The sequence below is a fragment of the Pelagibacterium sp. 26DY04 genome, assembly GCF_031202305.1.
Classification (GTDB): domain Bacteria; phylum Pseudomonadota; class Alphaproteobacteria; order Rhizobiales; family Devosiaceae; genus Pelagibacterium.
Genome location: NZ_CP101731.1, coordinates 1,513,887 through 1,537,479, shown reverse-complemented (window position 1 = coordinate 1,537,479; position 23,593 = coordinate 1,513,887). Strand labels below are relative to the sequence as shown.

Below are 23,593 nucleotides of genomic sequence, written 5' to 3'. Positions count from 1 at the left end.
GTGACCCTCCTAGCGCCAGATATCGGGGACCGTGCCGACATGTATGGGATTGGTGATGGCGTGGAGCCCAGCTGTCCGGTCGCGCAGCTCGCATACGAACCAATCGCCATCTTCGGCCTCGACCTCGAAAGTACCCGCCCCGGCTTCTCCGCAAGTCCAACTCTCGATGCGCCGTCCGCGCCGGATCAGTCCGGCGACAAGGCCGTCCTCTCCGGCGCCGGCCCAATCGCAGCGCAGCGTTAGCCGCCCCGCGGCCATGGCCTGCCCCATTCCCGCCTTGCCGCCATCGGCGCCCTGCGCCGAAAGCTTGAGCTCGGGACCGCTGGAAATAAAGCTGCGGCCGGCGCGGATTCCGGCGAGAATTTCGTCCTGGGTATTGTCGAGCGCATAAACCACATTGGCCGCAATGCGCCCGCCAGTGGCGGCGCGGCGATGGGTGTCGGTGCCGGCGGTTGCCACCATCCGATAACCGGCGTTGAGCCAGCGGTAGAAGAGGTAGACGCTCTCTTCATTGTGGGTCCGCTCGGACCAAAAACGGTTCCATACCTCGATATGCCGGGCCGGTCCCGGCATCAGGTCGGAAAACGCCCAGCGGCAGCCGGTGCAGAACGGATGACCTTCGGCTTTTGGATGAGCGATGACGAAGAGTTTTCCCTCATCGGTGAGAGCTTCGGCACGCCCGCTCATGGTTTCGCCATCACGCACGCGCCAATCGACGAGTTCGCGCGTGCCCAAAACGAGTGCGTGACCGTTATAGGTGGTGAGTTCGGTGCCGCCGATGATGGTGATCGCCTCGCCGGCACGCCTGTCGAGCTCGGGGAGCCCTGTAACCGTGTTGTGGTCGGTTAGAGCGACGAAATCATATCCGCGTTCGACCGCGTATTGGAGATATTCAGCGACGCTGAGCTGGCCGTCGGAGTGGATGGTATGGCCGTGAAGGTCACCGCGATACCAGCCGGGTCCGCGCCGACGTTGGCCAGTGAGCGGAACGAGGGGATCGACTGGCTGGAAGGTCTCCGTTTGCGCCCAGTCGATCTCAAGCCGATAGCTGACATGGCCCGGGGGAAGAATGCGATGCACATCGATCTCGATCTGCCATGTTCCCGGTTCGGGCGCGCCTGGAACAATGCCGGGAGAGGCTTGGCGGGTCGAAATCCAGACACTCTGGTCCACATTGTTGTGGCGTGTTCCACGCGGCCCGGCCGGTCCATAGAGGGACACCGATATCTGATGGGGAATATCGCCGACGCCCGGATGGGTCGGGCTGTGGGTGAACCTTGCCCGGAGCGTTTCGACACCCGGCGGCAGGGTAAACGTGTGGGGCACATGGGACGACATAGTATCGAGCGTGAGGAGCCCTTCGAAGACGATGCTCATCGTGAAGCTGCTTGAAAATAGAGGGGGTTGGAGAGTGCGCGGCAGCGAGGATCTGGAGCGCCGGACATGATCTGGGCACGGACGAAGCGCAGACCCGAGGGGAGAGGTATCTGGTAGTCCCAATCGTCGGCATCGATCGGCAGCTGTACGAAAACGCCGTGATCGCCGATGAGCTGCAGGAGGTCGCCCCCTGCCCCGCGCGCGACGATCCGGAGGTCGGCGCCGTCCGATTGGGCGCAGGTTCCTCCCATCGGCGTACCATTGGACGAAATTTCCAGATGGGGGCCGTCGGGCGTCTCGGTGATGTAGGCCAGTCCGGACCGCAGGGCGGCGATCACGCCCTGGCGGTCGAGCCGTTCGGCATGAATGACGGTCGTGGGCGAGCCAAGACTGCGGGGGCCGCCCAGGCGAACTTCGGCGGCTTGATGATAGTCACTGCCTCCGATCGCCGTGATCTTCAGGCCCTGACGCAAAAGAGCATCATAGCGGGCACCGAGACCGCTGTTGCCGTCGGCCCATTCCTGGTGCCAAACCTCCATGCAGTCGACTGCCGGCCAGCGATAGCGCCAGGGGATCGGCGGCTTGTCGTGGTTGACCGTCAGCAGCGCGCCGCGCGCCCGAGCCGCGTCCTCCAGGGCCGCGATATCGGCATCGCCTTCAAGCCGGAAATCGATCCACTCGTCGGCGCCCAGGACATTGGCGTGCCCGTCCGCCGTCGTGATCTCCACGCCGGGAATGAAGACAAGATCGGGGCTGGAGGCGGTCTCGAAATAAGCCGTCCAGGCCGTTGTGGTGTTGTGGTCGGTGATGAAGAGGAAATCGAGACCCGCTTTCCGCGCCGTCCGGTGCAGCAGTTCGGGACTTCCCTTGGCGTCGCTGTGGAAGGTGTGGCTATGGCAATCGCCGCGATACCAGCCGATGCCGCGCGGGGTAGACGCGGTGGGCGCCGGTTGAGGCCTGGCGAGCGGGCCGGTCCTCAGCGCGCGTGCCGCAAGGGTGACCTCGACGGTCTCGGAGGGGATTTTGTAGAGCCCCAGGACGATCAGCCAGCGTCCGGCTTGAAGCGGACCAGCCACATAGCCGGGAGTTGCCGCATCCGCTGCAATGGAAAATTGCGATCGTGCGCCCCCGCTCCAGCCGCGAAACCCTGCCGTGGTGGGATATTCGGTTACGCGAGGGTCGAATGCGCCCAGATCAATGATGCAGCCGGGGCCCTTTGGATACTGCAGGTCGACAGTGATCGCCTCCACCGCTTCGCCCAAGTCGAGCGGCACATAGAAATAGGCGCTCGCCTCCTGGTCGGAGCGCGTGATGCGGACATGCGCGATGTCCTCGCTGCCGGTGAGCAGCGATAGTCCAGTCTGGCTGATACGCATCAGGCGGTTTCCTGCAGGCCTTCGAGGTTCAACTCGTCCTTGCGGTGACAGGCTGCCAGCCGGCCCTGCGGATCGGTGGTCAACTCCGGCGCAACCGAGCGGCAAAGGTCGGTGGCGAAAGGACAACGGGCGGCGAAGGCGCAACCGGGTGGCAGGTCGGCCGGATTGGGCGGATGCCCGCGTAGACGCTGCCGGCCGGAACGCTTGTGCCCGTATTCGGGAGTCAGCACCGCGCTGAGCAGAGCCGCCGTGTAGGGATGTTGCGGCCGATTGTAGATATCGGTCGTATCGGCCAGTTCCACGATGCGGCCGGCATACATCACCGCCACCCGATCGGCGATGTTGGAGACGACGTTGAGATCGTGGGAAACGAAAAGATAAGTGAGCGAAAACTCGCGCTGCAGATCGCGGAACAGGTTGAGGATCTGGGCCTGGACCGAGACGTCAAGCGCTGAAACCGGCTCGTCGGCAATGATGATCCTGGGGTTGGGCACGAGGGCTCGCGCAATGCCGATCCGCTGGCGCTGGCCACCGGAAAAGGCATGCGGGTAGCGATCTCCCAATGCGGGATCGAGCCCTACCCGCGCCAAGGTTTCGTTGACGCGCCGGGCCAGTTCATGGCGATCCGTCACCGGTTGCGGACCTGCCCTGAGCGGTTCGGCAACGATGTCGAAAACGCTCATGCGGGGGTTGAGGGATGCGAACGGATCCTGGAACACGATCCGCAGATCTCGCCAGACCGACCGCCGCTCGGCTTCGGAAATGTCGGTCACGTCAACCAGGCTGCCATCCCGCTTGAGGCGGATGGAACCGCCCGTCGGCTCGTGCAAGCCAGCCAGGGTGAAGCCCAGCGTGGACTTGCCGCAACCGGACTCCCCGACCAGCCCCAGCGTTTCGCCACCGCGCAAGGTGAGCGAAACGTCCGAAACAGCCTCGATGGTTTTGGTCTTGCGCTTGAACAGCCCCGATTTCTTGACGAAATGCTTGGTGATCGCTTCGGCTTCGAAGACCGTGCCGTCGACCGGCGGGCGCGCGAAAGGAACGATCTCAGCCTCCACCGCCACCGGCAACGGCTTGCGCGCATCGAGTTCGTCAGCGGTGAAGACGCACCGCGATTGCGTTTCCCCTGGCATCATGGGCGGGCGGATCGCATCGCAACTGCCGGGCTCGAAATAGGCGCAGCGGGTGGAGAATACGCATCCTGCGGGGCGCTGCCAAAGGGCCGGCACCGTGCCCGGAATCACCGGCAGCCGCTCGCCGTGACGCTGATCATAATGCGGGGCGGCCTTGAGCAGTGCGCGCGTGTAAGGATGCCGTGGGCGATTGAATATCTGCTCGACCGGGCCGCGTTCGACCACCTCGCCCAAATACATGACGACGACTTCGTCGGCGATGTCGGCAACAACACCCAGATCATGGGTAATGAACAAAATGGACATGCCGAACCGGTCCTGCAGGTCGCGCATCAATTCGAGAGTTACGGCCTGGGTCGTGACGTCGAGCGCGGTGGTCGGCTCGTCGGCGATCAGCAATTGCGGATTGTTGGCGAGCGCCATGGCGATCATGGCACGCTGGCGTTGTCCGCCGGAGAGTTCAAACGTATAGGCATCGAGCCGAGCCTCGGCGTCAGGCATGCCGACAGCCTCCAGCACTTCGAGGGCACGCGCCCGCGCCTGGCCCTTGCTCATCGACGAGTGCTGGCAGATGCCCTCGATGATCTGATCGCCGATCGTGTGGTAGACCGACATGGCCGACATCGGCTCCTGGAAAATCATGGTGATCTCGTTGCCGCGAATGGCCCGCAATTGCTGGCCCTTATCGGGAAGAGAGGCGAGATCGACGACGCCGTTGGCGCTTTCGAATGTGATCGCGCCCCCATCGATGCGGGCGTTGTTGTCAAGGATGCGCAGGATGGAGCGCGCCGTCAGCGATTTCCCACACCCGGACTCCCCAACGAGGCAAACCGTCTTGCCGCGCGGAATATCGAAGCTCACCTTGTTGAGCGCCTGGGTCTGCCGGCCGTCCTGAACGAAAGAAATTGAAACGTCCTTTAAGGACATGAGCAGGTCAGTTTGCATGGGGATCTCCTGCATCGCGCAGGCCGTCGCCGAAGAAATTGAGGGCCAGCACGGCGACGACTACCGCTCCGCCCGGCGCGAACAACCATGGCGCAGCGGCGATCGAACGCAGGTTCTGTGCTTCCTGCAGCAGCACGCCCCAACTCACCACCGGCTGGCGCAGGCCAATGCCCAAAAAACTCAGCGCGGTTTCGGCAATGATCATCCCCGGTATGGCGAGGGTCACCGCAGCGATGATGTGACTTAGAAAATTGGGCACCATGTGCCGCATGATGATGCGCGAGGGCTTGCAGCCATCGACACGGGCGGCGATCACGAACTCCTCGTTCTTGAGCTGCATGAATTTACCGCGCACGATGCGAGCCAGACCTGTCCAGCCGAGCACCGAAAGGATCACGGTGATCATGAAATAGGTCTGCATCGGGGGCACCGTGGGCGGAATCGCCGCGGCCAGGCCGATCCAGAGCGGAATGGCCGGAAGCGACTGTAGAAACTCGATGACGCGCTGAATGCCCACATCGGCCCAGCCGCCGAAATAGCCCGAAGCACCGCCGATGATGATGCCGAGGAACAGGCTCAGACCGACCCCGATCAGCCCGATGGTCATCGAAACACGCGTTGCATAGACAGTGCGGCTGAAAACATCGCGCCCCAACCGGTCGGAACCGAAAAAGTACACGGTTTGGTTGGGATCGACTGCGCCCAGCAGGTGCCGATCCATCTCGAAAAGGCCCCAGAGCCGGTAAGGATCGCCCTGTACGAAGAAGCCGATCTCTATGATCTTTTCGGGATCCGCTTCGTAGATGCGCTGGCCGGTGTTGTAATCGACCGTAGAGGAATAGCCCAGAACATGGGGCTGGAACCGCATGCCGCCCTCGGGATTCTCGACGAAAAGGCGGACCATCTGTGGCGGCGTATAGAGCGCTGTGGGCGAGAACTGCTCCGGATCACCCGTGGCGATGAATTCGCAGAACAGTGCCACCAGATAGATCAGTATCGTCAGGGCAGCGCCGAACACGCCCAGCTTGTGGCGTTTGAACCGACGCCAGACGAGGGCGCCGTAGCTGGCGCGATCGATCGCATCGGCCGTTGCGGTCCGTGTTTCGGGTATCGTCCGCACGGCTTGCGGCGCAGAGGGCATCTGAGGGTGTGACGCGGTCATAGCACTTCTCCCTCTCGAGCCTGGCGACGAATGCGAGGATCAAGCGCCATAAGCAGCACGTCGGAGAACAGCGTGCCCAGAACAGCGAGAAAGCTTAGAAACATGATGAGGGTGGCCGCCAGGTACATGTCCTGACCGCGCAACGCGTCGAGCAGCAGCGGGCCTGTCGTTTGCAGGCCCAGGACCACGGCGACGATGGTTTCGCCCGAAATGATGGTGACGAAGATATCGTTGAGGCCGCTCACGAAGGGGTTGAGCGAATAGCGCACGGGGTATTTGAGCGTCAGGCGACGCTCCTCCAAACCCTTGGCGCGGGCGGTGAGCACGTAGGGCTTGTGCAACTCGTCGAGCAGATTAGCGCGAATTGTCCGGATCACGCTCGCTGTACCGGCGGTGCCCAGAACCACCATGGGTATCCAAAGGTGGCTGATGAGGTCGAGCACCTTGCCCAGCGACCAGGGCGCATTGACATATTCGGGTGAAAAAAGGCCGCCAACACTTTGCCCCATATATCGAAATGAGATGTAGAGCAGGATCAGTGCCAGGAGAAAATTGGGAATGGCGAGGCCGATGAAGCCCGCGGTCGTGAACACATAATCGCCCAGCGAGTACTTCTTGACGGCCGAATAAATGCCGATCGGAATGGCGACGACCCAGATAAACACCAAGGTCAACACCGAAAGCAGCGTCGTCATACCCAAGCGCTGCCAGATGATTTCGGAGACCGGCACTTCCCAGAAGAAGGAGCGCCCGAAATCGCCCCGGGTCACGATCCCCCATATCCAGGAGAGGTATTGCTCGGGCAGGCTGCGATCGAGACCCAATTGCGTGCGCAGCGCGTCGATCTCGCTGGCGGTCATCACGTCACCGACCTTGCGCGCGTCGGCAACCACCTTGTCCACATAGTCCCCCGGCGGCAGGGCGATAATCGCGTATGAGACGATGCTGATCGCGATGACCGTAAAGATCATCAGCACCAGCCGCCGGAGGAAGAATTCAGCCATGATACCGGTTCTTGCAGTGCCGAGCGGGCCCCGAAATCAAGGCCCGCTCCCGTTTGGATTGGAGGCTGGTGCCTACTGCTGGTCGGGCTCGAAATAGAAGGTCGAGAAATTGGCCGGAGCGATGCCCGGATAGAGCCACCCCTCGATCAGCGGTTCGGGCAGATTGCGCAGATTATTCTTGACGGCGCGGTAGTTGCCTTCGGGCAGCGCTATACCGACGGTGGGGAAGAACTCGGCGACCATGTCGAGATATTCGTGCATGCGCTCGGCCTGTTCTTCGCCCGCCGTCGTGGCGATGGAATTGGCAGCATCGAGAAGCTCGATCACCTCGGTCGGAGGCTCGATGGGCTCGACATCGCCGGCAACGTCGGATCCGCGGTTAACCAGCCCGCGCTCCTGGTTGTACCAGAGCTCCCAGGCATCCCAATTGCCTGCCATGCCGGGGCCACCGAGGAAAACGTGCGTGGCCATCAGCGGGAGGCTGCCCGAACCGTTTTCGGCGATCCAGAGATTAAGGTCGCGGTTCGGAGCGGTGCTACGCTGTTCATAGACCTCGTCGGCAACGACATCGACCACCACGTCGATACCCACCGCTTCCCAATAGCTTTCCACCAGGAGAGCCATATCGACCCAATCGGAACGGAAGCCTTCATTGACTGAAATCACGATCTGGAAAGGCTCTCCATTCTCATCGAGGCGCATGCCCTCGGCGTTCTTTTCCGGCAGCACCTCGTCGAGATGTTCGTTCGCAAGTGCGACGTCGTACTCGGTGTACTGCGTTGCCAACTGCTCGTCGTAAAAAGGCGAGTTCGGGCGGGGAGCGACCTGATAAGGACGTCCCTGGCCGAGATAGACGACGTCGATAATCTCCGGCCGATTGATGGCCAGCGACAGGCCGATGCGGAAATCCTTGTTCTGATAGACCGAAGCCTTGAACGGATCGGGATGGTTCAGCGCAAACATGAAGTATGCGGTGTTCATGTCGGCGCTTTCCGCCGAGATCAGGCGATAATCACCCTGCTCCTGGTTCTCGAAGAAGATCGCCCGGTTTGAAGGATTGGAGATATTGACCTGGCTGATGTCGACCTGGCCCGAGAGCGACATGGCAAGCTGAACCTCTGAATCCTGAACCAGTACCCAGGTGCGCGTGTCGATGTAGGGGAGCTGGTTGCACTCGGTATCGACCTTGAAGAAATACGGATTGCGCTCGAAGGTGAAGCGCTCCTTGCCCAGGAACGGCTCGGTGGGGAGCCACGCATGGATATGGGGACGGTCCGGATTGTTGTATTCGGACTGCATGCCGTACGTACCCACGGTATCGCGCCACCAGGTGGTGTAGTCGGTCGCGCCGGCCTCTTCCATCATCTGGGCCACGCCCTCGGGGTTGAGATCGCGATCGAACTGGGAAACGTAGTGCTCGGCGAACTGAACGACGCGCTGGCCATAGGAAGTCGCCAGGTCGTTGAGGAACAGACCGTTGGGGTTGGACCATTTGAATTCGACCGTATAGTCGTCGATGGCAGTGACGGTCGCGAGTTCGCCATCGACGACGAACATCCCACGCGGAGATTCGTTGATGTCGGTGTTGGTTTCGACCCGCTCCCACCAGAAGACGATGTCGTCAGCCGTGAAGTCTTCCCCATCGGACCACTTCATGCCCTCACGCAGGTGGAACGTGTATGTGGTCGCATCCTCGGAGACGTCCCAGCCCTTGGCAACGTTGGGGACTACTTCCGAACCGTCCACCGACCAGCGCACCAGCGGCTCATAGCCATAGTGGCGGAACTCCGCCAGGCGGCTGCCGCCGTTGGTGTCGATGAGATCGCCGCCATAAACGCCGATCTGTTCGGCCGGGGTGAGGACGAGCGGCTCGAGCGGCAAACGCTCTTCGACCGGCGGCAGTTCGCCCGCTGCCACGGCTTCTGCGAGCTGCGGGGCTTCCGAATACGCGTTGCAGGTTTGCGCGAGCGCGGGCGAAGCGGCCATGACCAAAGCCACGGTACCCGCCAGAGCGTTCAGGCGCTTGTTGAGAAGGTTCATGATGGCATCCCACTTTTATTGCCATGGAGGGCGGAAACGATGATCGGCGCGCCAATCATTGTGCACGCGCTTGCATATGTGCGTTTTGTATCTCCCCCATGACAACTTCATTACGCTCGTATGATAGCGTTTTGAAAACTGCACGCGCGTCCACTTGCTCACGCGTGTGACGCGAGCTGGTGGAGGCCATTTATGGAGGTCTTGCCGTGTTTTACCGCCGCAATGCTACGGTCGTGCGACGTATGTATTCGGTCCGCACCCGGAATTGACCGGGCTGCTGGCGTGGTTCGGTCAACAGCGAGAGGATCTGACCGATCACATCGTCGGAGCTTTGGCGGATCGTGGAGAGTTGATAGGCGCCCCAGCGCGCCGAGATGTTGTCATCATAGCCGATAACACTGATGTCGTCGGGCACGTTGCGCCCGAGTTTGTAACGCAGCGCATCCATGGCCGCGAAAGCCATGATGTCGTTGGCGCAGAATAGCGCATCGGGCAATTTCCCGGCCGAGAACATCCTTATGGCTTCTTCATGGGCCTGGTCATATTTGAAATCGCCGTTGCCCTCGGCAACCAGCGTCAATCCGTGCGCCACCATGGCATCGATCAGCGCGCTCCGCCGATCACGGGCGATGAGGGCGGTGGAACGCCCCCCCATGAAAGCAACGGTGCGGTGGCCGGTGGCGGCGAGATCGGCAACCATGTCGGATATTCCCTGACGCTGATCGATCACGACAGCGTCGACTTCGTCGTCACCTGTCCATTGACCGTTGAGAATGATTGGGCGCGTCATGGAGACAATACTACCGGTTGCAGCGGGATGTACGCTGTCACCCATCACCACCATGCCCCGCACAGGATAAGCCGCCGCCCTGTTGAGCGTACGAATGCCATCCTCGCCCGGCTCGACCATCACCATGAGCGGCAAGAGGCCTTGCTCCTGAATCGCATTCATCAGTGCATTGTAGAAATAGGGCGAGCGACCATCGGGGAGTTTATTGATGATCACCGCGACCATATTGCTCTGCCGGCTGGCAAGGCTGCTGGCGATAGCGTTGGGGCGATAGTCGAGTTGCTGGGCCGCCTTGAGGATTTTTTCGCGCTTTTCGCTTGAGACGAACCCGTTGCCGGAAAATGTGCGGGACACGGCAGACCGGGAAACACCCGCCAATCGCGCAACGTCGTTCGCTGTCGCAGATTTCAACGCACCCTCCCCACAGAATCGGCCGCCCGGCCCAGCTTATGGGCACTGGTAGTCGACCTCACTGTCAAGGTGAAGCGTCTTTCGGCGCTGCAAGCGCCTAGGATGGGAATGATGAAAAGGGCAATGGCGGAGAGGAAGGGATTCGAACCCTCGAGACAGTTACCCGCCTACGCCCTTAGCAGGGGCGCGCCTTCGACCACTCGGCCACCTCTCCGAGGCGGGTGGTAGCCCGGAACGTCACGGGAGTGCAAGGGCTTTTTGCCCAGCGCGACGAAAATGCCGGGGACGATGCAGAAAGCTCCGCCGGGAACTTCCAACAGTGCTCAGCCGTTTCCACGGTAACGGTATCAAAAGGAGAAACACGATGAACCGCGATCAGATGGAAGGCAACTGGAAGCAGTTTACCGGCAAGGTGAAAGAGCAGTGGGGCAAGCTCACTGACGACGATCTCGATCAGATCGGTGGCAAGCGCGAACAACTTGAAGGCAAGATCCAGGAACGCTACGGCAAATCCAAGGAAGATGCACGCCGCGACGTCGACTCGTGGTTCGATCGCAACGGCTGGTAAGCCGGTCCTCCTGATAAAAACGGCACCCTCGCGGGTGCCGTTTTTTATGTTCAGAATCAGCGAGCGCGCTGGTTGAACATCACTTTCTGCGCTTCCTTGTCTTCAGCCAGGTTCATGGTCTGATCTTCGGGCAACTTCACCGCGAGACCGCGTTGGACGCCCGGACGGGCCTTGAGGCGCTCCTGCCAAGCGGCAACATTGGGAAATTCGGCAATATCCATGCCCTGCTTTTCCCAGCCGAGCGACCAACTCAGCGTCGCCATGTCGGCAATCGAGTAGTCGCCGGCAATATAATCCTTGCCCTCGAGCTGCTTGTTCAGCACGCCGTAGAGGCGGTGAGTTTCATTGACGTAACGATCGATGGCGTACTGGATCTTTTCCGGCGCGTATTGCTTGAAATGATGGTTCTGGCCGAGCATCGGGCCAAATCCGCCCATCTGCCAGAACAGCCACTCATCAACTTTGACGCGAGCCCGCGGATCGGTCGGATAGAATCTGCCGAACTTCTCGGCGAGGTATTTTAGGATGGCGCCGGATTCAAAAACCGAGATCGGCTCGCCGCCGGGGCCTTCCGGATCGACGATTGCCGGGATCTTGTTGTTGGGTGAGATGGCCAGAAACTCTGGCTTGAACTGATCACCCTTGCCGATATGAATGGCATGGACGGTATAGGGCACGCCAAGCTCTTCGAGCATGATCGAGATCTTGTGCCCGTTGGGCGTGGGGAAATAATAAAGATCGATCGGCTTGGTTTGTTCAGTCATGACGACTCCTTGGACACCGGACAACTCGCCTCAATTCATCGTATGTTGCCGATGAACGCAACCCTGTTCGAAAAAGCCGGCGCAGCTTTCGATGCGCCGGCTTCGATATTCAGCCTCTCGAGGTAATCACCATGTGCGGTTCACCGTCGCTGGTGCGGCTGGGCGAGACGCCCTCGCGGGTGACGGTGGCTTCAACCCGTTGACGGAAAGCGGAAAAGCTTTCGAACGAGACGACGTCGACGGGTTCATCGAACTGGACGGTGAGGCGGAACATGTCCCCTGCCCCCAGGGCGGCGAGGCCGATGATGGTGCCGCTAAAGGGTTGTTTCAGATAGGTTCCGCTGATCCGCTGGCTCAGGGCAAAGGCGGGCGCGCGGGTCATGGGGAGCACGCCGGAGGCGGTGTTCCAATCGCGGAAGCCGTGAAAACGCGCAACCATTTCAAGGGCTTGGGCATGAGAAACGGTGCGGCCAGCTTCGAGCTGGGCGGCACGATACTGACGCGCCTCGGTCTTGAGGTCGGTCGTGGTCAGATGGGATGCAGGTTTGCGCATCGTCATGTCTCCACGGCGGATTTCTTGTCTTGGGCGTCCGCATTGCCAAGCACCGCCAATGAGTTAGGACGATGTTTGCAGAATTCACGCGGGCCGGAAAACGGCATGGCGTGGAAGACTTCACCTCAAGGCTCTTGCCTCGCGGACGGCTGGCTCTTCGACCGAGACGGGAGATAGGAGCGACCGCCGCCCGTGTCAACCTCATGTCCGCCATGCGGAAAATTCATGGTATTGAATTGAGCATTGATGCCAGTGTTGGCTAGATGTTGATTTCCAACGTTTCCCGGAACTGTTTTCGTGACATTTTTACTGCTTTTCGCCGCCGGTCTGATCGGCGGGATGATCAACTCGCTCGCCGGTGGCGGCTCGTTCGTGATCTTTCCGGCGCTGTTGTTCGCCGGCGTTCCGCCGGTGCTCGCCAATGCGTCAAATACCTATGCGTGTTTGCCCGGCTATGTGAGCGGCACTGTCGGGTACTGGAAGCACATCGCGCCCTATCGCGACCGGATGGTGCTCTATTGCGCGATCGGGCTGGTGGGTGGCTATCTGGGCGCCGAGGCGCTGATGCGGATTTCGGACGAGCAGTTCTCCGGGATCATCCCGTGGCTGATGGCGTTCGCTGTGGCGATCTATATCTTCGGGCAGCGGATCAACCGCTTCCTCGCGTCGCGGTCGAGCGGCAGCCGGCATGCGGCGCGGGCGGGGGCGATCGGGCTTTCGGCGCTTCTGCTGGCGACGAGCTTTTATGGCGGGTTCTTCAATGCGGGCCTGGGCATCGTGCTGCTGGCCTGGCTGGCGCTGGCCGGATTCGAGGACGTTCACGTGATGAACGGGCTCAAGCTTTTGCTGTCCTCGGTGATCTCGGTGGTGGCCGTGGTGCGGTTTGCCGCGACGGGGTCGATTGCCTGGGTGGACGGTTCGGTGGCGCTGGCGGGAGCAGTGGTCGGGGGCTTTGCGGCGGCCTATTTCTCGCATCTGGTGCCGGCCAAGGCGATCAGGGGGTTCGTGATCGTCTATGGGATCGGGCTGACGCTCTATTTTTTCTGGACGACTTATGGGTAGCCGGTGCGCGGGAGGAACCGCCGGCGCTGCCGGCTACTGGATCCCGGCTCAAGGCCGGGATGACGGTGGTGCGGTGGGCCGGCGCAGGTGGCCCTAAGGCGCCAGCAGCCTTTCGTCGAGCACCTGAGTCGCGCATTGGTTGGCGAGCGTCTGGAGCGTCGCGTCCTGGTCGGGTGTGCGCTCGGGTGCTTCGAGCATGGCCCACAGGCTATCGCCTTCAATGCGGTCGAGCGTGCAGGCGCAATAGGCGGTGCAATAGCTCTGGTCGGGCGCCGACTGGCCGCAGGTGGCTTCGCAGCTTGCGAGGAAATTGTTGGCGCGGTTGGCTTCGCTCACGCCGGTGAGCGAGGAAATGCCCATCAGGACGCCGATCATGATCGGTTGATGCAAGACGTAGATGACCAGACTCCAGCGGCCCATTCGCGCAAGAAAGCGCGCCGGGGACGTGGTGCCCTGGATTTCAGCGAGGCGGGTGGCAAAGCCGCTGGCCAGAGCCAAGCGGGCGGCGGCAATGCCGGCGAGCGCGACGCCGAACCATGGGAAGATGGGAACGAGATCCTCGGTGGGCGGGGGAACGTCCCACAGGCCGATCCAGGACCAGAGCTTTTCGCCGAACAGCGGGTCTTGCACGAACAGCGGCAATAGGCTGATCGCGATCGCCGGAACGATGACCAACGCCAGCGGCGCGCGCAGGAAAACGAGCCCTAAAAGGCTGAAAAGCGCGATGGCGTGCAGGACGCCGAAATAGACGAAGGTTTCGGCGTAGAACGTATAGGTGCCGGCCGTGACCAGCAGCGCGGCGCCAAGGATTATGGCGAAGCGCCGCCAGAACGCGGGCCAGCGGATGCCGGCGCCATGGCCGAGCACGAGCGAAACGCCGGTCAAAAAGATGAAGGTGCCCACGATCGATTTCTGGAAAACGATCCAGGGGAGCGACTGGGTGGGGTCGAAATCCACGAAGCCGAGGAAAGCCAGGTCCCAGGAGAAGTGATAGATGACCATCGCGACGATGGCGATGCCGCGCGCGATATCGACTGCCGCGATACGCGGGCGGGAGGCGGGAGCGATCTCGGTCATGCGGCCGATGCCCTGACCCAAACGGCGGCATCGTGGAAAGCCGCTCCACCGAACGGCTTGACGGGATCGGAGCCGATCAAGGTGTTGATCCCCCTGCCCTTGCGATGCGCCTTGTGCGGATGCAGGCCCTCGGCAACGACGACGCCGGGACGCAGGCCATCGAAGACGCGCAAGGTCAGTTCAACGCTTCCACGGTGATTGCCGACGGTGACGGGTGCGCCATCGGAGAGGTCGAGGCGGGAGGCATCGTCAGGGTGCATAAGGAGCGATGGTGCCCCCTCCCGCTTCTGGCTGCCGGGGGTTTCGATGAAGGTGGAGTTGAGGAACGTCCGCGCCGGAGAGGTGGTGAGGCGGAACGGGACCTCGGCGGAAGTCGGTTCGTTCCAATCGGTGAAATCGACAAGTTTTGGCATCTCGGATGGATCGCAGACCCATTCCACGCCGCGCTTGATCCGCGTGGCCTCCCAATCGGGCTTGAAGCGGAACTTGCCATCCGGCCAGGCAAAGCCAGCGGCATAGCGGGCCCTGTCATCGGGCAAGGCGCGGTCGACGAAGCCGGATTTTTCGATCTCTTCGAGGTCGCCATAACCTGATTTGGCAAAGGTTTCCGCGACCATCTCGCGGTCGGTCTTTTCGGTTGCGGCGTGAGGGGCGCCGACGCGCCTGGCGATTTCGTTGATGACGAAGTGGTTCGGCATGGCTTCGCCCGGAGCGTCGATCAGCTTGGGACCATAGAGTACGCGGGTGTGACCGCCGCGAGTGTAATAGTCGTTGTGCTCGACGAACATGGTCGCGGGCAGGACGATATCGGCCATCTGGGCCGTTTCGGTCGTGAACTGCTCGTGGACGACGGTGAAAAGATCTTCGCGCTCAAAGCCCCGGCGGGTGAGGCTGTGATCGGGCGTCACCACCATGGGATTGGTGTTCTGGATCAGCAGCGCCTTGACCGGCCCGCCGCCCTTGAGCGCTTCGACATCGCCGGTGAGGATCGGGCCGATGCGGCACATGTCCAATTCGCGCACATCGGGTTTTTTGAGCGAAGCGCCGGTGATCTGGGATTTGTCGAGCCCCCAGGTGCCGGAATTGGAATGAAAGGCGCCGCCGCCGCGATGCTTCCATGCGCCCAGCATTGTGGGGACACAAAGCGCGGCGTGCATGTTGGTCGCGCCATTACGCTGGCGGGAAAAGCCATAGCCGAGGCGGAAATAGGCGCGCGGGTTTTCGCCGAGCACTTGGGCGAAAGCCTCGATTTCCTCGACCGACAGGCCGGTGATGGACGCTGCCCATTCCGGGGTCTTATCCGCAAGGTGCGATTCAACTTCGGCGTCGAAATCGGTGTGGCTCAAGAGAAATTCGCGGTCCGCCAATCCATCGCGGAACAGCACATGCATCACCGCCAAAGCCAGGGCGCCATCGGTGCCCGGACGGATGAGCAGCGGCATATCCGCCTGCTCCATGGTCGCGGTGCGGTAGATATCGACGACGACGAGCCTGGCGCCCCTCTCGCGCCGGGCGCGGATGGCATGGGTCATGACGTTGATCTGGGTGTTGACCGGATTGGTGCCCCAAATGACCACGCAGTCGCTCTCGGCCATCTGCTCGGGATTGGGCCCGGCCAGAAGCCCGGTGCCGGCGATGTAGCCGGTCCAGGAGATCATGACGCAAATGGTGTCGTACTGGCCGGCATAGCCCTTGGCGTGGCGCAGCCGATTTATGCCGTCGCGCTGCACATGGCCCATGGTGCCCGCATAGTAATAAGGCCAGATGGAATCGGCGCCGAACTCGTTCTCGATCTCCAGAAACCGGCGGCCGATCTCGTCAAGCGCTTCGTCCCAGGTGATCCGCTCGAACCGCCCCGATCCCTTCGGGCCGGTGCGGCGCATGGGATAGAGCAGCCTGTCGGGGTGATGCGCGCGCTCCGCATAGCGGGCGACCTTCTCGCAGATCACCCCGGCCGTATAGGGATCGTCCTTGGCGCCGCGCACACGGCCGATGGTGCCGGTATCGAGCACTTCGACATCGAGAGCGCAGGTTGACGGGCAATCGTGAGGGCAGACGGTGCGGGCAGTGCGAACGACGAGGGGCTTGTTCATTCAGGTGCAGTTCATGCTGGTTTGGTGACCATACTATGGCGTTCGAACGGATGTGTCAGCCTGTTGGGGCCAGATTGCAACACCGCTGCTTTCAAACGTCCATGACTCGGAACTTCCACATTCGGGCCGCATTGTTGCCCGGACAGTGAAGGTCTACTCGACCCGACCACTCAAGGAGGACAACTCATGACCACCCGATTCGCAGTACTTTCCACCACTCTCGCGACACTCGCCCTAGCCGGGTGTTCTAGTTCGGGGTCCAATCCGCCTCCTCCTGAACAGTCTCCGCTAACCTATTCAGCTCTGCGGATGCAAAATGGCTCGTCCACGACTCAAACGGGAACGGGAACCATCAGCGGTTCGCCACAAAACACATCAGTTCAAGTGGCGGGTGCGACCTACAATTTCACGCGTTCAACCGGACCTGACGACACCTACAGCGGGATCGATGCCTACGCTTATCCCACGAGCACCAATCATGACGGTGCAATTCTCTATGTCGGAGACTACACAAGGGCGGCGCTGATCGCGGATAACACCGTCAACCAGCAGGCAGTGGTAGTGCTCAACGGCAACAGAACTGCTCCCGGCAGTATGCCTAATCAGACCGCTATCTATGATGGGTTGTGGTCTCTTTCGTCCTCTACTGGGACAGGCACTGCCGGTCAATTCATCGCCGGTGTCGATTTCGATGCACGGACGTATTCGATGGATTTCAACGACGGAAACATTCCGATTGGTACTGGCTCGGGTGTGATCAGAGGCACCGGTTTCACCGGAAACATGACCACGCAAGGCGCGCTTCAGTCCACAAACCGTGTGGACGGCCAGTTCTACGGCCCGGGAGCGGCGGAAATGGGCGGCTTGATCAGAGGGCAGTCAGGCAACGCCGCAACCGCCGGCGCGCTCGTCGGAAGCAAACGTTAGTGATCGACGTGGGGTGGACTTTCGAGGAGTCCATCCCTCATTGCATTCACCTTGCACGGCGCGCAAGCGCGCTTTCGTTAGTTGGCGTATGGGTTTGCTTGGGAATGATGCACCGAATTGGACGCTTGATTGTGGGGGTGCTTTTGAGCGGGCTGACGGTTGGCACGGTCCAGGCGCAAGAGTTTTCCCTCGTTTCGCTCGATCAGGCCCTGACGGTTAGGGATTGGCAACGGGCCGACGCGATTGCCGCGCAACTCGATGCGCAGGCGGGGCAAGGCGATATCATGGCTGCCTACGCCGCCTCGGTGCGTCACGCCGAGAGCGGGCAATGTTCCGATGCGGTGATCCTTGCCGATCTCGTGATCGAGGCGATACCGTTTTTCATGCCGCCCTATCTCGTCGCTTATCGCTGCCATAGCCAATTGGGGCGGTACGACGTTGCTGCCGCCCGGCTCGGTTCGTTACAGGCGATCCTGCCCGACGGCCCGGAACGCGACCTCGTTACTCAGCTTCTCCAAAACGAACAGTCGCGGGGCCAGCCCTCCCTGAGTGGTTACTTCACCGCCGCGCCTTCCACCAACGTCAACCGGGCCACGTCCGAGCGGACCATCGATGGCGGTCTCTGGGGACCTGGGACGATTCCCGACGAGGCGCGCGAGCAGCGCGGGGTGCTGTTTGAGTTCGGCGGCTCGGTGGCCGTCGAATTGGCGCGGACCGAGGCGCTGACCGTTTCGGGCGTGCTGCGTTCGGACGTGCGGTTTACGACAGACGACGAGCGGTTCGAGCCGAGTTTTACCGTGGAAACCCCCGTTTCATTCAGCGTGACCGATACCGCGCGTGCCGTGGTTGCCCCCTATCTGACCTTCGGGCTCGACGAGGAGCGGCTGACACGGATCGAAGCCGGCGCGCGGGGTACGTTCACCCTGCCGATCACGGCGCAGCAGCGGCTGGCCGTCAACCTCAAGGTCGCGGCGATCGAGCGCCCGCATTTTCCGCAACGGAGCGGCTATCTGGCCGACGGCGCGGTGTCGCTATCGAACACACTGGCGCCGAACATCAATCTCACCACGACCGCCCGGGCCATCTACCACCACACCGATGACGAGAGTTTCCGCACGCTGGAAGGCACGCTCGAAGCGCGGCTCGATACGCTGCTCGAAGGCGGATTGCTGCTGGGTCTGGAAGGCACCGTCGGCCAGCGCTGGCACTGGCGCCCTGCCCCGTTCCAGACCGAAAAAGATCAGGTCGATACGTTCGTCACCGGCCGCATCGATGCCAGCCATCGCGACATCACGTTCGGGCCGCTGATGCCCTCGATCTATTACGAGTACACCAATAGCTGGTCGGACAACGTGTTCTACGACTATGAGAGCCACGATATCGGGCTTTCGCTGCGGGCCAGCTTCTAAAAGCAACGCCCCTGGGGAAATCCCAGGGGCGTTGATAGTTTGATTCAGGCGTCTATCGACTTGATTCCGGGAAGGCCGTTAAGCCGTTGATCCGATGCAGCTATTCCGCCGCCTGTGCTTCCGGTTCGAGATCCATGCGCTCGGGCCGCCGGTCGGAAAGCGGGATTTCGACCAGGAGCCAGCCGATGACGAAGGCGACGACGGCAGCGATGGCGGCGATCCAGAAGATCGGATGGAGCGCCGAGACATAGGCCTGCAGCATGGCGGCCTGCTCGGCCGCCGGCATCGTGGCGAGAATGTCGGCATTAAAGCCCGCGGTTCCTTCCGGGTGCCCGATTGCGGCCGTTTCATAAGCCAGCCGATTGGCGAAGATGGCGCCGAGCACGGCCACGCCCAGCGAGCCGCCGATCTGGCGGAACATCTGCGCGCTGGCCGTCGCGACACCCAGCACCGAATGGGGGACCGCGTTCTGGATCGCGGCGACGCCCACGCTCATCACCGGCCCGATGCCGATGCCGACCAGCAGGACGTAGAGCATGACCAGCGGGAACGGCGTATCGGTGCCGAGCGTGCCCAGCAGCAGCGCGCCAACGGCGAGGACGGCCGAGGACACGATGGGCAATAGCTTGTAGCGTCCGGTGCGCGACATATACATGCCCGAAAGCGTGGACGTGCCGATCAGGCCGATCATCAGCGGCAGGAGCGCCAGCCCGGCCTGGGTGGGGGCAAAGCCCTGAACGATCAGCAGGTATGAGGGCATGTATGTGATGGTGCCGAACATGACCGTGCCGACGATGAAGCCGACGCCGTTGGAAACCAGAAACGCGTTGTTGCGGAAGAGGTAGAGGGGCAGAATCGGCTCGGCGGCCTTGCGCTCGACCAGAACGAAGGCGATGAGCGACACTATGCCGACGACCGGTAGCGACAGCGCCAGGGGGTCGAGCCATGGCATGACCGTGCCGCCGATGCTGGTGTAGATCACCAGCGATGAGAGCGAGACGGTGAGCAGGATGGCGCCGGCATAGTCGATCTTGCGCTTTACGCTGGTGGCGTGCGGCTGGAAGGCCACGGCGATGACGGCGAAGGCGATGAGGCCGATGGGCAGGTTGACCAGGAACAGCCAGCGCCAGGAGAGAGTCTGGACGATCAGCCCGCCGATCAGCGGCCCGATGGCCGTCGATACGCCGAAGGACGCGCCGATGAAGCCCTGCGCCTTGCCGCGCTCGCGGGCGGGCAGCACGTCGCCGACCGCGGCCATGGCGGTGACGATCAGCCCGCCGCCGCCGAACCCTTGCAGGAAGCGACAGGCGACCAGCATGGTCAGATCGACCGACAGCGCCGCGATCACCGAGGCGACCATGAACAGTCCCAAGCCGACCTGGAGCATCAGCTTGCGGCCGTACATATCGCCCAGCTTGCCGAAGACCGGCGCGGCGACGGTGGCGGCGAGAAGATAGGCCGTGATGGCCCATGAGATGTGTTCGATCCCACCCAATTCGCCTACGATGATGGGCAGAGCGGTGGTTATGATCGTCTGGCCCAGCGAGGCTACGAGCAGGGTCGCGATGACCGCACCGATCACCAACCTGACGTTGGCGGGCTTTTCCTCCGGTGCGGGTGGAATGGATTGCGACATATTAAACTCCGGGAATAACGTGCTTGAGATATCTGCCTATGGCATTTACATGTCAATAGCATGCATTTGCTTTCGGCATGCATTTAAGGAGCATCGCCTATGCCATCGCGACAGGAAACGATACGCGAGATCCTCGCCCAGCGCCGCAAGGACCCCGACCTTGCCGAGGCGCTGCTGCGGATAGATGCCGTGGCGCAGAACTGGCGTCGCCAGATGCACAAGCGCGAATTGGGTCATCGCGCCTTGCGGGCGCTTGGGCTCGACATCGATCTCGCTCAGGTGGATGTGCTGTTTGCCATCGCTCCGCCGTCCTTTGCCATGGGGTCCAACGACGAAGACGAGACGATGGTTTCAACGGTGGCCGAGCGCCTTGCCATCGATCCATCGCGCGCCAGCCGCCTGGTGGCCGAGATGGTCAATGCAGGCTATGCGCGCCGCGCCGTCTCCCAGCGCGATGCCCGCCGCGCGATTCTCAAGCTGACCCCGGCCGGGCAGGCCGTGGTCGATGCGGTGCTCAAATTCAAATGGCTGCTGTTGGGCGAGTTTTTCAGCGGATGGTCCAAGGACGACATCGCAGCATTCGTCCCCCTGCTCGAACGCTATTCGACCTGGATGCGGACGAGCGAGAACGCTGAGGAAAAATTTGCCGACGACATCGCGCAATTGTCCCGCTCGATCGCAAGGGCCAAAAGCGACGTTCCCTCAAGCAGCCAGAGCGGGTGAGCCCAATTGGGCCTTTGCGTAGGACAGGAAGAGTTCGCGCACGGGATTTTCCGCTCCGGCAGCGCGCTTTATGCCGATCTCGGCAACGCCGAGGGGATAGCGCGCATCCATTTCCTCCAAAATCCGCAAACCGGGGCTGACAAACCACGCCGGCGCCACCGCCACGCCAAGACCGTCCCGGACGGTGAGCGTAATGAGCGCTGCATTGGAGGTGGTGACCACGAGGCGCGACCTGCGGCCATCGCGCGCCAAGGCCGCCGACGCCATCTCGCGCCAGGAGCAGCCGGAAGACCAGGCGCAGAACGGCAGTGGATCGTCGAAATGAGGTGAGCCCACATCGCTACCGAACCAATGAAGGCGATCGGAGCGCAGCACCTCGATCTCGGTATCCCCTGCCCGGCAGGACAGGATGGCCGCGTCGAGCTGGCGGTCCGCCAGAAGATCGAGCAGGTGGCCGGTGTTGCCGGTCGCGACTTCCACCTGCACTGCCGGATGGGCAAGATTGAAGGCACGCAGGATCGCCGGGAGGAACGCCTGGGCATATTCATCGATGGCACCCAGGCGCACGCGCCCGCTGACCTCGGGTGGACGGAAGGCACGGATGGCCTCATCGTTGAGCCGGACCATGGACGCGGCATATTCGAGGAGCTTGAGGCCATCGGCGGTGAGAACGTTGCGCCGCCCCTCCTTTTCGAACAGCGGCACGCCGACGATCTCTTCGAGCCGCTTCATCTGGGCCGAGACCGTGGACTGCGTCTTGTTCACCTTCTCCCCGGCCCCGCCGAAGCTGCCGGTTTCGGAGATGGCGAGAAAGGTGCGGAGGAAATCAGGATCGAGAGAGAACATGGCCTTTGCCTCACATCGGATTTATCGATCTTTATAGCCAAAAACATTCGTTAGATCAATCGATGCGAGAGGCGCAGGATGATTTCGTCAGGAGAAAGGACGGAACCATGCATCTCATGTTCGAAAGCAGCAAGCACGTAGGCAGCCGGCCTAATTTCTGGGACGAACTCAGGGGATATGTCGTCAACCTGTGGGTTGCGCACCGGACGAGCGCGGGCAGAAGGCGTTCACTGATCCGGCTCGCCGATATGGAAGAATGGCAATTGCGCGATATCGGGCTGACGCGCGTCGACGTGGAACGCGCGCTGGCCCGCAACCACATCGGGCGTGATCTTGTCGAGCCCGTGCAGCCGCATTGAAAAAGGCCGCTCCGTGGGGAGCGGCCTTGATGATTTTGGCGGCGTTGTGCCTTCCGGCCCGTCGCCTATGCTCGGGGCGTTCGGCGTAGCCTCGCGCATTCGGCACTCAAATCGCTCCACCGGAGCGATTTGACCTCACATGCGTGAGGTCGTGCCTATCCCGGCCCGTCGCCTATGCTCCGGGCGTTCGGCGCTCAAATCATGCCACCGGCATGATTTGCCCCTTCGGGTCGCGCCTCACCCCACGATTTCTTCGTCTTTGAAGAAGAATTTGATTTCTTCTGCTGCGGTTTCCGGGGCATCCGAACCGTGAACCGAGTTTTCGCCGACCGAGAGGGCGAATTCCTTGCGGATGGTGCCTTCGGCAGCGTTTTCCGGGTTGGTGGCGCCCATCACTTCGCGGTTCTTGGCGATGGCGTCTTCACCTTCGAGCACCTGAACGACGACCGGGCCGGAGATCATGAAATCCACCAGTTCGCCGAAGAACGGGCGGTCCTTGTGGACGGCGTAGAAGCCTTCGGCCTGCTCGCGGGTCATGCGGATGCGCTTGGAAGCAACGACGCGAAGACCGGCGTCCTCGAACTTGGAGATGATCTTGCCGGTGAGGTTGCGAGCCGTGGCGTCCGGCTTGATGATCGAAAAGGTGCGCTGAATGGCCATGTGGTCGATGTCCTGTTTAGGAATGGGATCGGAAAGGTGGCGCCTTTTAGCGTCCCTCAATGGCAGTGGCAAGACGGCGCGAGAGAGGTTACGGCCAGCGCTGGGCGGCGTGGATGACGGTGAGGATTTCAATGAGATCGGGCTTTAGCCGATAGACAAGAATATAATTGGGGTGGACAACCAATTCCCGCGTGCCGGCTATCCGGCCGCTACGGCCTCGCTCCGGATAGTCGATGAGCCCAAGCGCAGCCTGCTTGAATATCAGATCAAGCTGCTGCGCAGACTTCGGCGCGTTTGCATATATATAGCGATAGATGCGTTCGCGATCTTGTCGAGCACTCGGCTGCCAGACCAGCTTCACGAGGCTGTCTCAATCTTACGCGACATCTCGGCTTTGAGTTTGGCGAAATATTCTTCGACTTCCTCGTGCGGTATACCCAATCCGGCATCGGCTTCATCCAGCCCTTGCTGTACCTTGGCCCGAAACCAGGCATCATACTCGGCCTCTTCCTGCTGTTTTGCGATCGTCTCACGCATGAAGTCACGGATGAGTTGGGCTCCGGTGCGATCCTTGGACTTGGCGATGTCGGCGAATTGGCGTTTCAGATCTTCGTCGACGCGAAAGGTGAAAGTGGACTCAGCCATGTGCGCTCTCCGCATTGCAAGGTAGTGACACTG

The 23,593-nt window shown here is 61.6% G+C and carries 22 protein-coding genes and 1 tRNA gene; 6 read left to right on the top strand and 17 right to left on the bottom strand.

Annotation, left to right across the window (positions count from 1 at the left end):
* Positions 1-9: 9 nt before the first annotated feature.
* The 8 genes from NO932_RS07425 to NO932_RS07390 all read right to left on the bottom strand — a co-directional run bounded on the left by NO932_RS07425 (position 10) and on the right by NO932_RS07390 (position 10,452).
* Positions 10-1,377, bottom strand: coding sequence for a CehA/McbA family metallohydrolase (locus NO932_RS07425; protein ID WP_309210513.1), 1,368 nt, complete (start codon positions 1,375-1,377; stop codon positions 10-12).
* On the bottom strand, positions 1,374-2,753 hold the full coding sequence (locus NO932_RS07420; protein WP_309210512.1) for a CehA/McbA family metallohydrolase: 1,380 nt from the start codon (positions 2,751-2,753) through the stop codon (positions 1,374-1,376). The genes NO932_RS07425 and NO932_RS07420 overlap by 4 nt, the downstream gene beginning before the upstream one ends.
* Entirely contained in the window at positions 2,753-4,831 is a 2,079-nt protein-coding gene (locus tag NO932_RS07415; RefSeq protein WP_309210511.1) for an ABC transporter ATP-binding protein, read from the bottom strand. The genes NO932_RS07420 and NO932_RS07415 overlap by 1 nt, the downstream gene beginning before the upstream one ends.
* A complete protein-coding gene (locus NO932_RS07410; RefSeq protein WP_309210510.1) occupies positions 4,821-5,993 on the bottom strand; it encodes an ABC transporter permease in 1,173 nt (390 codons plus the stop codon). Before NO932_RS07410 ends, NO932_RS07415 begins: the two co-directional genes overlap by 11 nt.
* Positions 5,990-6,997, bottom strand: coding sequence for an ABC transporter permease (locus NO932_RS07405; protein ID WP_309210509.1), 1,008 nt, complete (start codon positions 6,995-6,997; stop codon positions 5,990-5,992). The genes NO932_RS07410 and NO932_RS07405 overlap by 4 nt, the downstream gene beginning before the upstream one ends.
* Positions 6,998-7,069: 72 nt before the next feature.
* The gene (locus tag NO932_RS07400; protein WP_309210508.1) at positions 7,070-9,037 is read right to left on the bottom strand and encodes an ABC transporter substrate-binding protein; all 1,968 of its coding nucleotides are present in this window, start codon (positions 9,035-9,037) and stop codon (positions 7,070-7,072) included.
* A gap of 211 nt (positions 9,038-9,248) precedes the next feature.
* Positions 9,249-10,238 carry a LacI family DNA-binding transcriptional regulator gene (locus NO932_RS07395; RefSeq protein WP_309210507.1) on the bottom strand — a complete coding sequence of 330 codons (990 nt, stop codon included), beginning with the start codon at positions 10,236-10,238 and terminating at the stop codon, positions 9,249-9,251.
* A 124-nt stretch (positions 10,239-10,362) separates the two neighbouring features.
* A tRNA-Ser gene (locus NO932_RS07390) sits at positions 10,363-10,452 on the bottom strand.
* Positions 10,453-10,602: 150 nt separating this feature from the next.
* Here NO932_RS07390 and NO932_RS07385 point away from each other — a divergent pair.
* Positions 10,603-10,806, top strand: coding sequence for a CsbD family protein (locus tag NO932_RS07385; RefSeq protein ID WP_309161715.1), 204 nt, complete (start codon positions 10,603-10,605; stop codon positions 10,804-10,806).
* 56 nt (positions 10,807-10,862) lie between these two features.
* Here NO932_RS07385 and NO932_RS07380 read toward each other — a convergent pair whose 3' ends face one another.
* The gene (locus NO932_RS07380; protein ID WP_309210505.1) at positions 10,863-11,570 is read right to left on the bottom strand and encodes a glutathione S-transferase N-terminal domain-containing protein; all 708 of its coding nucleotides are present in this window, start codon (positions 11,568-11,570) and stop codon (positions 10,863-10,865) included.
* A 109-nt stretch (positions 11,571-11,679) separates the two neighbouring features.
* The gene (locus NO932_RS07375; protein ID WP_309210504.1) at positions 11,680-12,123 is read right to left on the bottom strand and encodes a glyoxalase superfamily protein; all 444 of its coding nucleotides are present in this window, start codon (positions 12,121-12,123) and stop codon (positions 11,680-11,682) included.
* A 297-nt stretch (positions 12,124-12,420) separates the two neighbouring features.
* On the opposite strand from NO932_RS07375, the gene NO932_RS07370 reads away from it, so the two are divergent.
* On the top strand, positions 12,421-13,185 hold the full coding sequence (locus NO932_RS07370) for a sulfite exporter TauE/SafE family protein (protein WP_309210503.1): 765 nt from the start codon (positions 12,421-12,423) through the stop codon (positions 13,183-13,185).
* 93 nt (positions 13,186-13,278) lie between these two features.
* On the opposite strand, the gene NO932_RS07365 is transcribed toward NO932_RS07370, so the two are convergent.
* Together NO932_RS07365 and NO932_RS07360 are read right to left on the bottom strand one after the other, a co-directional pair.
* Entirely contained in the window at positions 13,279-14,262 is a 984-nt protein-coding gene (locus NO932_RS07365; protein ID WP_309210501.1) for a heparan-alpha-glucosaminide N-acetyltransferase, read from the bottom strand.
* Positions 14,259-16,355, bottom strand: coding sequence for a molybdopterin oxidoreductase family protein (locus NO932_RS07360; protein ID WP_309210500.1), 2,097 nt, complete (start codon positions 16,353-16,355; stop codon positions 14,259-14,261). The genes NO932_RS07365 and NO932_RS07360 overlap by 4 nt, the downstream gene beginning before the upstream one ends.
* Before the next feature lie 186 nt (positions 16,356-16,541).
* Between NO932_RS07360 and NO932_RS07355 the strand changes: the two genes are divergently transcribed.
* Together NO932_RS07355 and NO932_RS07350 are read left to right on the top strand one after the other, a co-directional pair.
* Complete coding sequence (locus NO932_RS07355; protein ID WP_309210499.1) at positions 16,542-17,282, top strand: transferrin-binding protein-like solute binding protein; 741 nt, start codon at positions 16,542-16,544, stop codon at positions 17,280-17,282.
* A gap of 104 nt (positions 17,283-17,386) precedes the next feature.
* Positions 17,387-18,691 (top strand): surface lipoprotein assembly modifier, encoded by a 1,305-nt coding sequence (locus NO932_RS07350; protein ID WP_309210497.1) that lies wholly within the window; start codon positions 17,387-17,389, stop codon positions 18,689-18,691.
* A 100-nt stretch (positions 18,692-18,791) separates the two neighbouring features.
* Here the strand turns inward: NO932_RS07350 and NO932_RS07345 are convergent, their stop codons facing one another.
* Positions 18,792-20,327, bottom strand: coding sequence for an MDR family MFS transporter (locus NO932_RS07345; RefSeq protein ID WP_309210495.1), 1,536 nt, complete (start codon positions 20,325-20,327; stop codon positions 18,792-18,794).
* Positions 20,328-20,426: 99 nt separating this feature from the next.
* On the opposite strand from NO932_RS07345, the gene NO932_RS07340 reads away from it, so the two are divergent.
* Positions 20,427-21,050: a MarR family winged helix-turn-helix transcriptional regulator gene (locus NO932_RS07340; protein WP_309210494.1), complete on the top strand. Its 624-nt coding sequence runs from the start codon at positions 20,427-20,429 to the stop codon at positions 21,048-21,050.
* Here NO932_RS07340 and NO932_RS07335 read toward each other — a convergent pair.
* Entirely contained in the window at positions 21,030-21,896 is an 867-nt protein-coding gene (locus NO932_RS07335) for a LysR substrate-binding domain-containing protein (RefSeq protein ID WP_309210492.1), read from the bottom strand. The two genes, NO932_RS07340 and NO932_RS07335, sit on opposite strands and share 21 nt — an antisense overlap.
* Positions 21,897-22,003: 107 nt before the next feature.
* Between NO932_RS07335 and NO932_RS07330 the strand changes: the two genes are divergently transcribed.
* A complete protein-coding gene (locus NO932_RS07330; protein ID WP_309210490.1) occupies positions 22,004-22,255 on the top strand; it encodes a DUF1127 domain-containing protein in 252 nt (83 codons plus the stop codon).
* 237 nt (positions 22,256-22,492) lie between these two features.
* Here the strand turns inward: NO932_RS07330 and ndk are convergent, their stop codons facing one another.
* The 3 genes from ndk to NO932_RS07315 all read right to left on the bottom strand — a co-directional run bounded on the left by ndk (position 22,493) and on the right by NO932_RS07315 (position 23,560).
* Positions 22,493-22,915, bottom strand: coding sequence for a nucleoside-diphosphate kinase (gene ndk, locus NO932_RS07325; RefSeq protein ID WP_309161735.1), 423 nt, complete (start codon positions 22,913-22,915; stop codon positions 22,493-22,495).
* An 88-nt stretch (positions 22,916-23,003) separates the two neighbouring features.
* Entirely contained in the window at positions 23,004-23,276 is a 273-nt protein-coding gene (locus NO932_RS07320) for a type II toxin-antitoxin system RelE/ParE family toxin (RefSeq protein WP_309210488.1), read from the bottom strand.
* Entirely contained in the window at positions 23,273-23,560 is a 288-nt protein-coding gene (locus NO932_RS07315; protein ID WP_309210486.1) for a hypothetical protein, read from the bottom strand. Before NO932_RS07315 ends, NO932_RS07320 begins: the two co-directional genes overlap by 4 nt.
* Positions 23,561-23,593 lie beyond the last annotated feature (33 nt).

Bases quoted from the DNA above. Each gene is read 5' to 3' on its own strand.
- NO932_RS07315 (WP_309210486.1), bottom strand. From the start codon at position 23,560: ATGGCTGAGTCCACTTTCACCTTTCGCGTCGACGAAGATCTGAAACGC.
- NO932_RS07330 (WP_309210490.1), top strand. From the start codon at position 22,004: ATGCATCTCATGTTCGAAAGCAGCAAGCACGTAGGCAGCCGGCCTAAT.
- NO932_RS07345 (WP_309210495.1), bottom strand. From the start codon at position 20,327: ATGTCGCAATCCATTCCACCCGCACCGGAGGAAAAGCCCGCCAACGTC.
- NO932_RS07425 (WP_309210513.1), bottom strand. From the start codon at position 1,377: ATGAGCATCGTCTTCGAAGGGCTCCTCACGCTCGATACTATGTCGTCC.
- NO932_RS07375 (WP_309210504.1), bottom strand. From the start codon at position 12,123: ATGCGCAAACCTGCATCCCATCTGACCACGACCGACCTCAAGACCGAG.
- NO932_RS07380 (WP_309210505.1), bottom strand. From the start codon at position 11,570: ATGACTGAACAAACCAAGCCGATCGATCTTTATTATTTCCCCACGCCC.
- NO932_RS07410 (WP_309210510.1), bottom strand. From the start codon at position 5,993: ATGACCGCGTCACACCCTCAGATGCCCTCTGCGCCGCAAGCCGTGCGG.
- NO932_RS07335 (WP_309210492.1), bottom strand. From the start codon at position 21,896: ATGTTCTCTCTCGATCCTGATTTCCTCCGCACCTTTCTCGCCATCTCC.
- NO932_RS07400 (WP_309210508.1), bottom strand. From the start codon at position 9,037: ATGAACCTTCTCAACAAGCGCCTGAACGCTCTGGCGGGTACCGTGGCT.
- NO932_RS07385 (WP_309161715.1), top strand. From the start codon at position 10,603: ATGAACCGCGATCAGATGGAAGGCAACTGGAAGCAGTTTACCGGCAAG.
- ndk (WP_309161735.1), bottom strand. From the start codon at position 22,915: ATGGCCATTCAGCGCACCTTTTCGATCATCAAGCCGGACGCCACGGCT.
- NO932_RS07405 (WP_309210509.1), bottom strand. From the start codon at position 6,997: ATGGCTGAATTCTTCCTCCGGCGGCTGGTGCTGATGATCTTTACGGTC.
- NO932_RS07355 (WP_309210499.1), top strand. From the start codon at position 16,542: ATGACCACCCGATTCGCAGTACTTTCCACCACTCTCGCGACACTCGCC.
- NO932_RS07415 (WP_309210511.1), bottom strand. From the start codon at position 4,831: ATGCAAACTGACCTGCTCATGTCCTTAAAGGACGTTTCAATTTCTTTC.
- NO932_RS07365 (WP_309210501.1), bottom strand. From the start codon at position 14,262: ATGACCGAGATCGCTCCCGCCTCCCGCCCGCGTATCGCGGCAGTCGAT.
- NO932_RS07350 (WP_309210497.1), top strand. From the start codon at position 17,387: ATGATGCACCGAATTGGACGCTTGATTGTGGGGGTGCTTTTGAGCGGG.
- NO932_RS07360 (WP_309210500.1), bottom strand. From the start codon at position 16,355: ATGAACAAGCCCCTCGTCGTTCGCACTGCCCGCACCGTCTGCCCTCAC.
- NO932_RS07420 (WP_309210512.1), bottom strand. From the start codon at position 2,753: ATGCGTATCAGCCAGACTGGACTATCGCTGCTCACCGGCAGCGAGGAC.
- NO932_RS07340 (WP_309210494.1), top strand. From the start codon at position 20,427: ATGCCATCGCGACAGGAAACGATACGCGAGATCCTCGCCCAGCGCCGC.